Source organism: Methanomicrobiales archaeon, assembly GCA_030019205.1.
GTDB lineage: Archaea > Halobacteriota > Methanomicrobia > Methanomicrobiales > JACTUA01 > JASEFH01.
Map to the genome: position 1 here is coordinate 1 of JASEFH010000008.1, position 13,682 is coordinate 13,682.

Consider the following 13,682-nt stretch of genomic DNA (forward strand, 5'->3'; position numbering starts at 1 on the left):
AACAACGACCACACGCCGCTGATCCCGCTGGTGTACCAGACGGTCAACGTGACCGTGGAGGGCGCTGCTCCCAACCTCACGCCCACCGAGACGCCGAATGTCACGCCGACAGAGACCCCGACGCCCACGCCTACCGAGACGCCGGCTCCCGGGGGCGTAACCGTCGACCTGGTGGCGCAGAACATTGCCTTCAACATGGACACGATCACGGTGCCGGCCGGCTCCGTGGTGACGGTGAACTTCCAGAACCAGGACAGCGGCATTCCCCATAATCTGGCCGTCTACGAGACTCCGGCGGCAACCACACCCATCTTCGTGGGGCAGATCATCACCGGGGTGAACTCCATCACCTACACGTTCACTGCCCCGGAGGAGCCCGGCACCTATTTCTTCCGCTGCGACGTCCATCCCGTCCAGATGACCGGCAGCTTCGTCGTGGAGTGAGGGAGAGGGAGGGACGACCTCTTCCCTTACTTTCGATCGTCCTCGAAACGGGAGATCCATTCGGGAGCGAACGGGATCCTGCTGATCCAGCATTCGCTCTGTAGAAACGATCTCCCGGATCGAAAGCACCGATTCTTTTTACCAGATCCTGACCTTATGCGGGAATTAAAAGGAGTGCCGCAATCAGGGTTCGGAGATCTCCCGATCCCCGCTTCCTCAAACGTGACCTATCATGGGGGAAAGGATCTCCTCCGCCGATTGCCTCGGCTCACGCATGCGATAGCCGTGCGGCGATGCTGAATACGGCCTGTTTCAGGGGCTCGTGTGCAACAAGCATCATAATTCGATCCTGGCCCTATCGCACGCGGGGGTAGGGGCACGGGAGGGGAGTACGCCCCCTCCCCCCTTGGTGGGATGTGCCCTATCCCGAATCCGCAATCGCTTCAACAGCCGCATGAGGAAGAAATGCTGGTTCGGGTGCTCGGACAGTTCTTCGGCCTCCTCAACCTATCGCGCCAAGAGGGGATCCCTCCCCCCTATCGCCCCCCCCACCCGCCGCTCGCAATCGGATCTTCTCCGGAATGCAGAAAAGATCATGACCGGGGCCGAAAAGGCCTCGATCTGTTATCGGATTTGCAGCCAGACTTTCTGCTCGTCGATACCCAATTTGGGGGAGGGGAACCTCCACGCCATGCATGACCGGCGATTACAGGTCCGGCTTTCCCTTCAGGGCTTCGACGAGCAGGAAGATGCCCGCCTCCAGGTCCCCGATATCGGCAACCTCTACGGGAGAGTGGATGTACCGGACCGGGACCTCGACGACGGTGCTCGGGACACCCCCCCGCTCCGTGTGGATGGACGTGGCGTCCGTCGTCCCTCCTTTCCCAACCTGCATCTGTAGGGGGATATTATTCCGCTCCGCCGTGTCCCGAAGCCACTTCACCATGCCCGGATGCGCGATCAGCCCTCTTCCGCTGGCGTCCGAGATGGTGACGACCGGTCCTTTCCCGAGTTCTATGGGCGAATCCTTCTTCTCGATCCCCGGGTGATCCCCGGGGAAGGTGACATCGGTCGCGATGGCGCAGTCGGGAGCGAGCCGGTACGCGCTCGTCCGGGCTCCCTTCAGCCCCACCTCCTCCTGGACGGTGAAGACCGCGTAGATTGTGTGGGGCGACTGCACCTTCTGCATCACCCTCGTGAGGAGCGTGCATCCGACGCGGTTGTCGAAGGCCTTGCCGCTGACCCGGTCGTGCGGCAACTCCACGAGCTCCCGATCGATCGTGATCGGGGTACCGATCTCCACGCCCAGCTCCCCGGCATCCTCGCGACTGGTGGCTCCGATATCAACGAACATGTCCTCGATCTTCAGCTCCTTTTTTCGCTCCTCATCGGTCATGATGTGTGGCGGTTTTGCACCAACGACGCCGTAGAGCCTTCCTTTCGAGCCATGCACCACCACGCGCTGGCTGTAGAGTGTCGGAGGGTGCCATCCGCCGAAGGGGACGAAGTGGATGAAGCCGTTCTCGTCGATGAACCGGACCATGAGCCCGATCTCGTCCATGTGGGCGGCGAGCATGATCGTGAAGTCGCCACCCTTCTTCACCGCAATCAGATTTCCCATGGAATCGGTCCTCACCTCATCCACGCAGGGCTCCAGTTCCGAGCGGATTGCATCCGCGATGCTCCCTTCCCTCCCGGATATTCCGTGGGCGTTAGAGTACTTCGCAAGCAGACTCTTGACCATCCCGATCTCACTCCATTACGCGCTGTATTCGATCCAGTGCCTGTCTCAGGTTCTCCCGGGAGGTCGCGTAGCTCACCCGCGCATGCTCCGGCATATTCTTCCCGAACGCGCTCCCCGGCGTAACGATCACCCCGTTCTCGATCACTCTCTGCATCAGGGGAATCCCCATGGGGACGAAGGCGTAGAATGCCCCCTCGGGAACAGGAAACGCAAAGCCCATCCGTTTCAGGCCGTCATAGAGAATATCCCGCCTCGTCCTGTATTCATCCCGCATCTGCCGAACCGCTGTCTGATCGCCGGTATAGGCTGCCAGCGCCGCGTACTGAGAGATGGATGTCGCGCAGGCCTGGCAGTACTGGTGGATCTTGAGGCAGTGGTCGATATACTCCTCGGGAGCGGCCAGGTAGCCCACGCGCCATCCGGTCATGGCGTACGTCTTGCTCGTCGCATTGACCGTGATTACGTCCTCGCCGTAGCGCGCGGCGGAGAAATGCTTCCGCCCGTAGATGAAATGCTCGTACACCTCATCGCTCACCACCGTCACCCCGGCGTCCGCGGCGTACTCCACGATGGTGCGGATGGACTCCTCACTCTCCACGGCACCGGTCGGATTCGACGGGGAGTTGAGAATGAACAGGCGCGCACCGTCCATCAGCTCCTGCGCCTTCTCGATATCGATGTGCAGGGCGGCGTCGAGCGGAACCCCCACGGGTCGGCCGCCGGCGATCGCTGTGAGGGTCGGATAGGAGACAAATCCCGGATCGGGGAAGAGGACGCGGTCCCCCTCGTTGACGAGGGACTCCAGTACCAGGTGGAGGGCTTCACTCCCGCCCGCTGTCACCAGGATCTCCGAGGGCGTATACGCGAGGCCGTTCTCCCGCTTCAGCTTATCCGCGATCGCAACCCGCAGCTCCTCGATGCCGGCATTCGGCGTGTAACCGGTTCTGCCTTCCTGGATGGCCCGAATCGCCGCATCCTTGATGTGCTGCGGAGTGTCGAAGTCAGGCTGCCCGATGGCGAGATTGATCGAGCCGGGACCGGCCCCTTCGAACATCCTGCGGATCCCCGAGAGTTCGATGCCCTCGAGCCTGTGCGCGCACGCCCGTTTCGCTGCCATACTCTCACTCCAGCGTGGCATGCCGGGCCTTCATCGCGCTGGGCTCGGTCTTTGTGATCTCCATCAGGCGCGAGATCACCGCATCGGCGAAGACCATGGATGCCGTCTCAAAGAGCGTGCCGAGAGGTGCGAACGATTTGTGCTCGCCCAGCATCTGGCGGATCTCGTACTCGCCGGACTCCTCCAGGTCGCGATCTCGGTGGCTCTCGATCGTGACGATGCAGTCGGATATGCGCCCGATACGGGAGTCTCTCCGCGAGGTGATCAGACAGATACGCCCCCCGATACCTTTGGCGGTCTCGGCGAGGTCGGCAACGGTCTTTGTCTCACCCGATGAGGAGAAGACGACCATCACATCCCCCGGACGGAGCGCGGGGGTGATCGTCTCCCCTACCACGAAGGACTGGAAACCGAGATGCATCAGCCGCATGGCAAAGGCCTTGGCGACCAGTCCCGATCGACCCGCTCCCATGACAAAGATGCGGTTTGCCTTCATCAGCTCGTCGACGAAGGCATCTACCTCGTCATCCGATATGGAATCGGCGAAGGAGCGTATCAGAGAGGCCATCAGTCTCATGGTATCCTGCACACGGTGCGTTATCATCGATATCCCGGAAGTGATACTCCCTGCAACTACAAGAGAATTTCTAATGGGTGAGAATCCATTTTTCTGCCCACCGCCGGACAGGCAACCGCCGCGAGCTGCGGGGTTGTCGCCGCTCCAGCAGGGGAAAGGTCTCCCGACGGCAGGCCTGCGACAGGTCCCGTTGCGATGGCTCAGGACTGGCGTGTCCGGGGATCGGTAACCAGGCCTTCGTTCAAACGGCGCCTCATCGATCGAAGGCGGCTGCAGAACGATCAGCCGGATCCGCTCCCTGTCCTGCTGCCGATCTGGCTGTCCTCCCCGGGAAGTTCTGGCTGAAGCGATGGGGTTCGGTTCCCCAGATGCCGGGATGCCCGGAGGTGTCGCACGGCCGGATCCGTGCGGTATACTCCCCGGATTCTGTTTGCCGCACTCGCAGAGTATCCCGCTCCGCCTCGATGAGGAGAAAAAGGGTGCCGGTTCGCGTGGTGGAAGCAACGGAGCGGGGCCGTGGACGGTATGCAGGGGGATCCGGGAACAGTCGGAATCCCGAAATTCCAGTCTGCCCCCCCCCTCGGGGATGGGATCGTGGGAAGCAACGCGCGGACCACCCCTGTTCCGCCGAGCGACGGGGTGCATCTCCAGTCTCATCCGGTGGCCATGGGCGCGAATATGGGGCTGCGATACCGGCGTCCACGTTATTCGAGCCTGGATCAGGATGAACGCGAATGCGGCGGGGAACGATCAGGACGATACCACCGGACTCCACGCCGATCAGGAGAGAGCCCGATAGCGAGTCGATGAACGGGTGTCCAGGATGAGGCCCGGGCGCGACGGAGAGAGGCAGGAGGGAAGTCTTCCGTGCCATGCAGGAGTGGGGATTGGCAGGGCAGGATGGCGTAAAACCACTGATCCTATCCCGCCTCCCGTGCTGCGCAATGCCGCTCTTGCAGGAAAAAACATAAAAGGTCGTGATGCTATGGTTGGTGCGATCCGGCTGCCATGCCTGGCACGGCAGGCACCGGGCAGGAATAGTGCACGCCAGAAGGCAACAGCGTTGTGACCAGAATGGAAGACGATTCGATCTGCTCCGACGAACTGCGGGGTAGAGAGCGGAGATGGCGGGCTCGCTCCGCCGGGACGGACGCGGACGGAACGGGAATGCCCGTCCGTGGCGGAGGGCTGTCGGAGACCTGTGGAAGGAGCGAGGCCCGGGAGTCTCACAGGTAGAGAAAGGTCGATCAGAGTGCCGCTGGAAACCGCAGTGATCCGGGTATCGCAGGTGCGGATCCTCCCGAGGATGCATTGGACACCGCCGCGGGATCCACCGTGCGGCTAACACGGGGACGACCATGCGGGAGATCGCCCGCAGAACCGGCGGGCTGCCGAAGTAGGGGAATCCGGTTCCGTTCCGGCTGGACTAGGCATTGAGAGGCCTGTTGTGAGGTTCGTGCGGGGTCAGTCCGCCTGAAGGCTAAAGCCCGGGCCGACCGTGATCTCCTGTACCATAATAACCTTAATTAGGGATAACAAGGTATGTTTCGCCTCCTTCCCGGGAATGAGTGCAGACTGCACGATCGGTCTGCCGCCGTATTGAGGCATAGATCCGATAGGGCGAGAGGGTTTCCTGGTTGGGGGCACGGAAGTGGATGGAATGACGGCCAAAGAGGGAGAAGAGCAGGAGAGGACAGAGGCGGAGAAGCCGGAGAAGCACGGGCTTGCCCCGCGGGCCGGCGAATCCCCGGCAGGGTCAGAGACGGGGGAGCAGGCGGGAGAGGTTCCTGCGGAGAGGGTGAAGAGAGAGATCGAGAGCGGCGGAGGCGGCGAATTCGGCAGATCCGTCCGGGCAGGCTGGGAGGCCAGGGGCGAACGGCGCACCGGGGAACAGGAAGAGGCCGGGAGGGCTCCTGAGACCGTAATGCCCGGTGGATCCCCCGAAAGCTACACCAAACCCTGGAACGTCGAAGAGGCGCAGCCGTCTCAGGGTGCATCGGAAGAGCTGACGGTCGTGGCGGAGAAGCTGCGCTCGGGCGGGAGAGTGAGCCGGAGCGAAGTTGGCAGTCTCGACACACAGAAGACGGGCTACGAAGGGGAGCTCCAGCAGGCTTCAGAGCAGGAGGGGAGGTACGGCGTCACCGGCAGGAGCGGAGAGCAACTCCGGACCGGGGAGCTGAAGGCGGGTCCCGGGGAGACGCGCGAAGGTACGGGAATCGTGCAGGAACAGGCCCGCACGAGAGAAGGACTCCAGAAAATTGAGATGGGAACAGAGGAGGAGCGGGAGAAGCGAGCCCGCGAGGGACTGCAGCTCGAGAAGAGCGGGGGTTCCGTCGGGACGCAATCGGGCGGCCGGGAGGATGCCGAGATCCGCAGATCCATCCGTGCCGGCGAAATCCCTGCCGAGGGCGGCATGCGGCTGGCCGAAGGGGAGGAGCCCCGTCGGCAGGAGGAGTACGTCTCGCCGGCATTCCAGGCCCTGACCGGTGCGGGAGAGCGAATCCAGATCCTTCGCGAAGACGGGAGCGTGGAGGCGTTCAATCCGGAGAAGATCTCGCGAGCCCTAGAGGGCGCCGGCGCCACCTCCGAGGAAGCCCGGGAGATCGCCCGCCGGGTGGAGAGTGGAATCTCTACCAGCCTGACAGCGGCGGAGCTGGACGATCAGGTGCGAGCGCAGGTCCGCCGGGTGAACCCGGAGATCGAGCGGCACTGGAACGCGTACAGGGAGCGGTTCGGGGGGCGCTGATCGCACCGAACCCGGCTCTTTCACCCGCAACAAGAGTCGCCTGCCCGTTGCGATCCAAACGCTCTGTCCCTCCGTTTGATGGAAGGCGGTGGCCGGCATGGGCAGGACCGTGCGCGGAACCGGAGACGGGATCGAATGACAGATTATCCGCGTGAGAAGCAGGACAGGGCCCCATCGGCGGTGAAGCTCGAGCGTCCCGAGTTGGAGGAGGGCAGGGATCCGGCAGAAGAACAGGTCCGCGAAGAGCAGAGGCTATCCGGATCTCAGGTCCGCACCCGCAGGTCGGGAACGGTATGGAAATCCATAATTGAAGGAGAGACGATGAATCCGGAAAGGGCAGAACCGCACGAGAGTGCGGAGAAGGGGGGGACGGAGCCTCCCGGCGCGGAAGTATTGGAGAGGGCGATTCGGGAGGCGGGTGTACCGGATGCGGATGCCCGGGAGGTGGCCGGGGTGGTCGTAGGTTCCGTCCATTCCGGCATGACATGGCAGGAGATCGACGCCCGCGTCAGAACGCTCCTGCGGCTGCGCAATCCCGCATGGGAGCGTATGTGGATCAACTCGCGTCCGGAGTCGCGCTCGCTCTGGATGCCCAAGACGGGTGACGTAAAGACGCCCGAAGATCTGGAACCGAACCGCTGATCCCCCCTCCATTCTCCCGCGCATATGATCCTGCTACGGAAATAGGCGATCTCCGGTTTCGCTGCACGGGCAGATCCGTCAGCGGGCATGCCTATTCGTGAAGGGGGGTGCCTTCGTTCGCATACCGATCGTCGATTCCGCGGGCACCCGGAATGCATCGGCGACCTCTCCTGGTCTTACGGACTTCATCGGTCCGCCCCGTCGTTCCCAGCCGCTATCGCCCGCCAGGGGGGAAAGGGATCTCCTTACCGGCGCTCGTCGACGATCCGCCCTTTCCTATCTCCGCCACCGCGGTGGCGGACTGTTGCGGGCACCAGCGGGGCACTCTCCGCTGAAATACGGAAGATGCTAGCTGGTCCGTTCGAAAGGCTGGTTGCAGGGAGTTACGTACCTTTCCCCTCCCGCACCTGCCCCCATCGCACCGGAATACGGATGAGGCGATCCTCGTCTCCGCTGCACCTCGTCCTGTAATGCTACAGGCGGGGTGCGGACAGCCTGCTGTGCCTGCCCCGTACCCGAAGACAGCCTCCGTCCCCTGCCCGAGGCCCGGCTGCAGGGGACACCTCCCGGCCTTCGTTCGTTCCAAACGGGATCATTCGTTCCCGTGGTTCTCCCCAGTACTCCACAATGCCTGAAGAGCAGCGGCTCGGCCAGACCCTGATCCCGTAAACCTCGATGCTCGTTCCCCCTTCAGGCCCTGTCGCACCGGGAAAATGGAATTCGAGGGGGGAGGAGTTGGGCCCCTCCACCGCCCGAGAGCAGGGATGCCGTGCGCTGGCCGAATTCCTTTATCGACATCCGTGAGAGGGCGCCGGGTCCCGATCGAGCACACGGACGCGATCCCGCCGCAGGTTCCCATGCCTGGCAGCCCCCCAGAGACAGGCAGTCTACCGCACCGGGTGGAGAGGGAACGGATCATCCCTGCCCTGCGCCGCACAACAGCTCTTGCCCCTGAGATCCCGAGCGCCTTCGATACCGCCGGGAGAACGATAAGCCGGATGAAACACTCTTCGGATCAGTCCGCTGCCGTACCGATAGAGCGGCGTTTATCCGCCTGTCAGCACCAGAACCGATGGCTGGCTCTGAAAGCACTGGCCGATCGCTCCATGGCCGAGTTGAATCGCCATATCCCCGGATCCGCATTCCCGCCTCTGCTCGACCGAAGCATGCGAGCTTCTCTTGCCCGGAGAACGGCAGGCGCGTCTGCGGACAGGAGGCAGCGGGTCGAGAGATGCGTGAGGAGTCCGTACCCGCTCGCCCCATCTCCGTGGTCGTGGGTGGCGGCCTCCCGTGGAAGAATACGGCGAGGCCGGTTCTCTGAACGACTCGTGCCGGTTGAGCGGATATCGCACCCCCCGCTGTCGGTTACGCTGCCATTTACTCCCCCTCGATATCTACGCGCTGGATGGTTCCCTGGCTGAGACTTTGCCATCGGTGGCTGGCGGAGCCGAGATCGCCGCGGCCTCTTCGATCTCGATCACAATTCCCCACATCTGGAGAGTGCTGACGTCTTCGCGCGGAACCGCGCGGAACCGTATCCGCAGCCCATCCACCTTCAGGCCCGGCTCCAGATTCAGGGGATAGTAGCGTATCTGGTCGTCGGTGACGATGCCGTAGAATCCCCCCTCCAGATCCACGAACCGCACGGTACCCGTGGTATTGACCATGGCCTCCGGAGGTTCGTGTGGAACGCTGATCGGAGTGATGCTCACGATCTCGATGGGCGTCCCCCACATCTGTATGGTGGCGAGATCGCTCTTCTTCTTCGCTTCGAACCGAACGGGCAGTCCATGCCGTGAGAAGTCCTCCTCGAGGTTCAGGGGAACGTACTTCTCACCGTCCTCGGTGGCGATGCCGTAGAACCCGCCTTCGAGCTCCACGTGGACGACCGTACCCGTACCAGAGATCATCTCCCCGCTTCCCTGAGTGATGCATCCGCATCCGGCGACAAAGAGCGCAAGGGTTAGTGTATATCCGATAAGATGCCGAATCTGCATGGTTGCTCGGATAACGGTTGGCGTCGCACCCACATCAAAATTCTCTAAACTTCGAGATTTTTCGTAATCATCTGTTATTACCGGCTCATCGAATTCACGGAAGCAAAGGATACCCTGCATTACCACATACGTCCTGCCATCCTTCCTGCCGAACCTGCACGGCGAGGGAAACGATTAATAAACAGTTCTCGTACATGGTCAGACCGGCAGTCGTTTGAAGAGAGGTTGACCATGATATTCGAGAAGATCGTCTCCGAGGGCCTGGCACACAACTCCTACTTTATCGGCTCCGGCGGCAGTGCCGCAGTCATCGATCCCCGCAGGGACTGCGAGGTCTACATGCAGCTCGCAGAACAGTACGGGGTTGACATCACCCACATCTTCGAGACTCACCGCAATGAGGACTACCTCATCGGATCCGTGCCGCTCGCTGAAAAGGTGAAGGCGGAGATCTACCACAGCGACAGGACCGAGTTCGCATACGGGCAGAGCGTGCGGGAGGGCGATACGTTCCGCATCGGTTCTCTGGAGCTGGAGATCTTGGAGACCCCTGGGCACACCCCGGAGAGCATCTCCATCATCGTCCGCGACCATGAAGTCTCTGGGGAACCATACCTCGTCTTCACGGGAGACGCGCTCTTCGCGGGCGAAGTGGGGAGAACGGATCTGGTGAAGGGACGACAGGAGGAGATGGCGAAGCTGCTCGCGGAGAGCATCTTCGACAAGCTGCTGAAGCTGGACGACGGAGTGCTTGTTTTCCCCGCCCACGGTGCGGGTTCCGCGTGCGGCGGCCATATCGCAGACCATCCGCATACCACCATCGGATACGAGAAGAGGACAAACCCGCGTTTGAGGAAGGGGAGAGAGGCGTTCATCCGGGAGAAAAGTCGCGAGATACTCTACTTCCCTCCCTATTTTTCGAAGGTGGAGGCATTGAACCTGATCGGCCCTGCAGGCTGCGGCCGCCCGTATCTCGAACCCCTCTCCATCCAGGACGTGCATGAGTGCCGTCGAAAAGGAGCCCAGGTCCTGGACATCCGCTCCCCCACCGCATTTGCCGGTGGCCACCTGCCCGGCAGCATCCACATCTGGCGGGAGGGCCTGACCTCCTACATGGGATACCTGCTGAACTACGAGGATCCTATCGTCCTCGTCCATGACTACCAGGATCTGGAGAGCGTCGCTGCCGACTTCATCCGGATGGGCTACGATAATGTGGCCGGATATCTCGGTCCTAAATACTCCGCCTGGTTCACGGCAGCGCAGGAGATCGAGACCACCCGCACATGGTCGGTCCAGGATCTCCACGAACGGCTCTCCAATCCGACGCTGTTCATCCTGGATGTGCGGGACATCAGGAACCGCCGGAGCATCGGGCATATCCCGGGCTCCCGCCACATTTTCGTCGGTCACCTGGCCGACCACCTGGGCGAGGTCCCGAGGGACAGGACGGTCGTGGTCTACTGCGACTCGGGGTTCAAGGGGAGCCTGGGAGCCAGCATCCTCCAGAAGCACGGCTATGAGCACGTCGTGAACCTCCTCGGCGGCGCCACCGCCTGGGTGAATGCAGGGTATCCGGTCGAGAAGGAGTAAAGCAGAATACGCCGGCCCGGGAGCCACGGGAAGAATTTTTCCGATGCGGGAAACGGATCTGAGAGGGCAGGCGCCCCGCACTCCGCCATCTCCCCTCCATGGGGACGCGTTAACCTTCCGGCAGTTGGCCTGTCCCGCGCGGCATGACGGAATCCCCCGTCGTCGAAGCCGTTCTCCTGCTCCCCGATCCCGTCCTGAACCTTGCGCTCCCGCTGAACCCCCTGCTGGAAGTCCCTCAGAATGCGATCCGACCGCGCAGGGAGAAGAACAGGCTGTATACCCCCTCGTTATTCTCGGCGCGCGGAGGGCAGGTGGTCCCCCCCTCGGCTGTGCCCTGAAGAGAGGGGATCCCCGCATACGATCGATTGCATCAACCATCTCCTCGAGAGATCGGCCTTCGAGCGTTATCCTCCCGCATCACCCGGGATCGGGGGGCTTCCCGGGGAGGATGCGGTTACCCGCTTGTCGCACGGCCTCAGCGTGCACACCGCCGGGCCCTGCCGCGCGGGAACTTCTCTGCACAATCCGACAGACGCCAGGGTGGCCTGGCGGCGGAATCGATACCAGCCAGCCCGTTCTGGTGCGTGTTCGTCCCCTCACTCCTGCTCCGATGCCGCCGCCACCCGGGCCCCTTCTGCAGCCGCAGGCTCCGGGGGCGGAGCTTCCCTCGCCGGCGGCCCCAGAACCTTCATGCCCGCCAGGATCCGCCCTATCGCTTTGAAAGCATCCTCAAGTTCGGTGAAGTTCGGAATGCCCTTCTCGCGGAGCAGCCGTAACCCCCCCTTCATATGCTCTCCCCCCAGCAGGCATCCCACGACCATCCGGTCCGTGCGCTTCTGGAGCCGCTCGATCTCGTGGGCGAGGAGGCGGGGGTCCAGGACGGACGTAGGCCCGGCGATGATGCAGGCGATGTCCCAGAGATCCTGATGACGGATCAGCACGTCGAACACCCGCGCATACCGGTCGGCACCGGCATCCCCTACGATATCCAGAGGATTGGCATGGCTCCAGGTGGAGGGCAGGACGCAGTTCAACTCCTCCATCATGTGGGGCGGCAGCACTGCCAGGTCGATACCGAACCTCTCCGCGTAGTCGGAGCCGAGAACGGCGAACCCTCCCGCTCCGGTGACGATGACTGCCCTGCGGCCGCCGGGATATCCCTCAGCCGCGATCACCTCTGCCATGTTGAAGGCCTCGCGGAGCGAGAATGCCGGGATCACGCCGGTCTGCCGGAACGCAGCCATGTAGACCTCGTAGCTCCCTGCGAGGGAACCAGTATGGGATATGGCGGCTTCTCTGCCTTTCGTCGAAGAGCCTGCCTTCAGGGCGATGATCGGCTTCTTCCTCGAAATCCCGGCCACGGTTTCCATGAACTCACGGCCGTTGCGGATCTCCTCAATATACAGGATGATCGCCCGGGTGTTCTCGTCCTGCTCGAGGAACTTCAGGTAATCGACGAAGCTCAGGTCCGTCTGATTGCCGACGCTCACGACGGCGGAGAATCCGATGCCTTCCGTGATACTCCAGTCCACCACGGTCGTGATGATCGCGCCGCTCTGGGAGACAAATCCGATGTAACCGGGCTGCGCGGATACGGGATCAAACGTGGTATTGATCCCCCGGTGCGGAAGCATGATCCCCAGGCTGTTCGGGCCGACGATCCGAATGCCGTACGTGCGGGCGATCTCAAGCAGTCTCTCCTCTTCTACCCTTCCCCTCTCTCCCGTCTCCCGGAAGCCCGCCGAGACGATAACCGCCAGTTTCGCACCCTTTCTCCCGCTCTCCTCCAGCACCTGGGGCACCGCGGGGGCAGGCACCGCAATCACGACCATATCGATATCCCCCGGGATGGCGCCGAGGGATCCGTATGTCCTGTGGCCAAGGATCTCCGTTCGTTTCGGGTTCACCGCATAGAGCCGCCCGGGATAATTGAGCAGGTTCCGAAAGACGGCATACCCGATCTTCCGTGGGTCCGAGGAGGCACCGACGACCGCGATCGAGTCCGCGTAGAAGACCTCGGGAGAGAATGGCAGGGGCTCCCGCCTCTCCAGCGCCGCGGCACCCCAATCCTCCATGTATATTCGCGCGTCCACGGCAGACGCCCCCCGTTCGTAAAGGATCATCGGGTTGATGTCGAACTCCACGATCCGATGGTCGTTGCAGAAGAGATTCCCGACGTTCAGGATCTGCTCGATCAACGCCTCCTCGTCCATGCCACGCCCCCGGAATCCAGCGATCAAATGATAGCCGCGGATCTCGCGGACCATCCTCTCCGCATCCTCCCGATCGATGGGAAGCACCCGCATGGCGATATCACGGAGAAGTTCCACGAACACGCCCCCGAGACCGAAGGTGATCACTTTGCCGAAGGTGGGATCGGTCCTCCCGCCGATGATCACCTCCAGCCCTGGCGGCAGCTGTTTCTCCACCATCACCCCGCGGATCTCCGCTCGGGGATCGTACTCCGTGACGTTCTCGATGACAGAACGGTACGCCTGCCGCGCCTCCTGCTGGTTCCGGATCTCCAGCACCACGCCGCCGGCGTCTGTCTTGTGGACGATCTGGGGGGAGACCACCTTCATGACGACGGGATAGCCGATACTGTCCGCGAACGCAGCTGCGTCCTCTTCGTTCTGCACGATCGCATGAGCCGGGACGGGAACCCCGTTCTCCCGTAACAGTTCGTATCCTTCCGCTTCAGATAACAGTCTTCTGGCCATGTGACATCCTCGATCCTGGTGTTTGCATTCCGGGATACCCAGGAGCTGGCGCCCCCTGCGAGCCTTTCCCTCTCCCGGACATTCCGGGGGAATGATCCCCGC

10 protein-coding genes are annotated in these 13,682 nt (G+C 62.5%); 5 read left to right on the plus strand and 5 right to left on the minus strand.

Annotated elements, in window-relative coordinates; translation table 11 throughout:
- The first annotated feature begins 54 nt into the window (after window positions 1-54).
- Window positions 55-444, plus strand: coding sequence for a cupredoxin domain-containing protein (locus QMC96_06065; protein MDI6876320.1), 390 nt, complete (start codon window positions 55-57; stop codon window positions 442-444).
- Between the two features lie 706 nt (window positions 445-1,150).
- Here QMC96_06065 and QMC96_06070 read toward each other — a convergent pair.
- From QMC96_06070 to hxlB, 3 genes are read right to left on the minus strand one after another with little or no spacing between them, the layout of a single operon-like run.
- Complete coding sequence (locus tag QMC96_06070; protein ID MDI6876321.1) at window positions 1,151-2,188, minus strand: M42 family metallopeptidase; 1,038 nt, start codon at window positions 2,186-2,188, stop codon at window positions 1,151-1,153.
- Window positions 2,189-2,195: 7 nt separating this feature from the next.
- Window positions 2,196-3,305: a pyridoxal phosphate-dependent aminotransferase gene (locus tag QMC96_06075; GenBank protein MDI6876322.1), complete on the minus strand. Its 1,110-nt coding sequence runs from the start codon at window positions 3,303-3,305 to the stop codon at window positions 2,196-2,198.
- A gap of 4 nt (window positions 3,306-3,309) precedes the next feature.
- Window positions 3,310-3,909, minus strand: coding sequence for a 6-phospho-3-hexuloisomerase (gene hxlB / locus QMC96_06080; protein MDI6876323.1), 600 nt, complete (start codon window positions 3,907-3,909; stop codon window positions 3,310-3,312).
- Between the two features lie 1,633 nt (window positions 3,910-5,542).
- On the opposite strand from hxlB, the gene QMC96_06085 reads away from it, so the two are divergent.
- Window positions 5,543-6,628, plus strand: a complete 1,086-nt coding sequence (locus tag QMC96_06085; protein MDI6876324.1) for an ATP cone domain-containing protein — start codon at window positions 5,543-5,545, stop codon at window positions 6,626-6,628.
- Between the two features lie 135 nt (window positions 6,629-6,763).
- On the plus strand, window positions 6,764-7,270 hold the full coding sequence (locus QMC96_06090; GenBank protein ID MDI6876325.1) for a hypothetical protein: 507 nt from the start codon (window positions 6,764-6,766) through the stop codon (window positions 7,268-7,270).
- Between the two features lie 1,394 nt (window positions 7,271-8,664).
- Here QMC96_06090 and QMC96_06095 read toward each other — a convergent pair.
- Window positions 8,665-9,180 (minus strand): hypothetical protein, encoded by a 516-nt coding sequence (locus QMC96_06095; GenBank protein MDI6876326.1) that lies wholly within the window; start codon window positions 9,178-9,180, stop codon window positions 8,665-8,667.
- Window positions 9,181-9,498: 318 nt separating this feature from the next.
- Here QMC96_06095 and QMC96_06100 point away from each other — a divergent pair, with 318 nt between their 5' ends.
- Both QMC96_06100 and QMC96_06105 read left to right on the plus strand, forming a co-directional pair.
- Window positions 9,499-10,860: an MBL fold metallo-hydrolase gene (locus tag QMC96_06100; GenBank protein ID MDI6876327.1), complete on the plus strand. Its 1,362-nt coding sequence runs from the start codon at window positions 9,499-9,501 to the stop codon at window positions 10,858-10,860.
- A gap of 143 nt (window positions 10,861-11,003) precedes the next feature.
- Window positions 11,004-11,198, plus strand: coding sequence for a hypothetical protein (locus tag QMC96_06105; GenBank protein ID MDI6876328.1), 195 nt, complete (start codon window positions 11,004-11,006; stop codon window positions 11,196-11,198).
- Window positions 11,199-11,456: 258 nt separating this feature from the next.
- On the opposite strand, the gene QMC96_06110 is transcribed toward QMC96_06105, so the two are convergent.
- Window positions 11,457-13,580, minus strand: a complete 2,124-nt coding sequence (locus tag QMC96_06110) for an acetate--CoA ligase family protein (GenBank protein ID MDI6876329.1) — start codon at window positions 13,578-13,580, stop codon at window positions 11,457-11,459.
- Window positions 13,581-13,682: the final 102 nt, after the last annotated feature.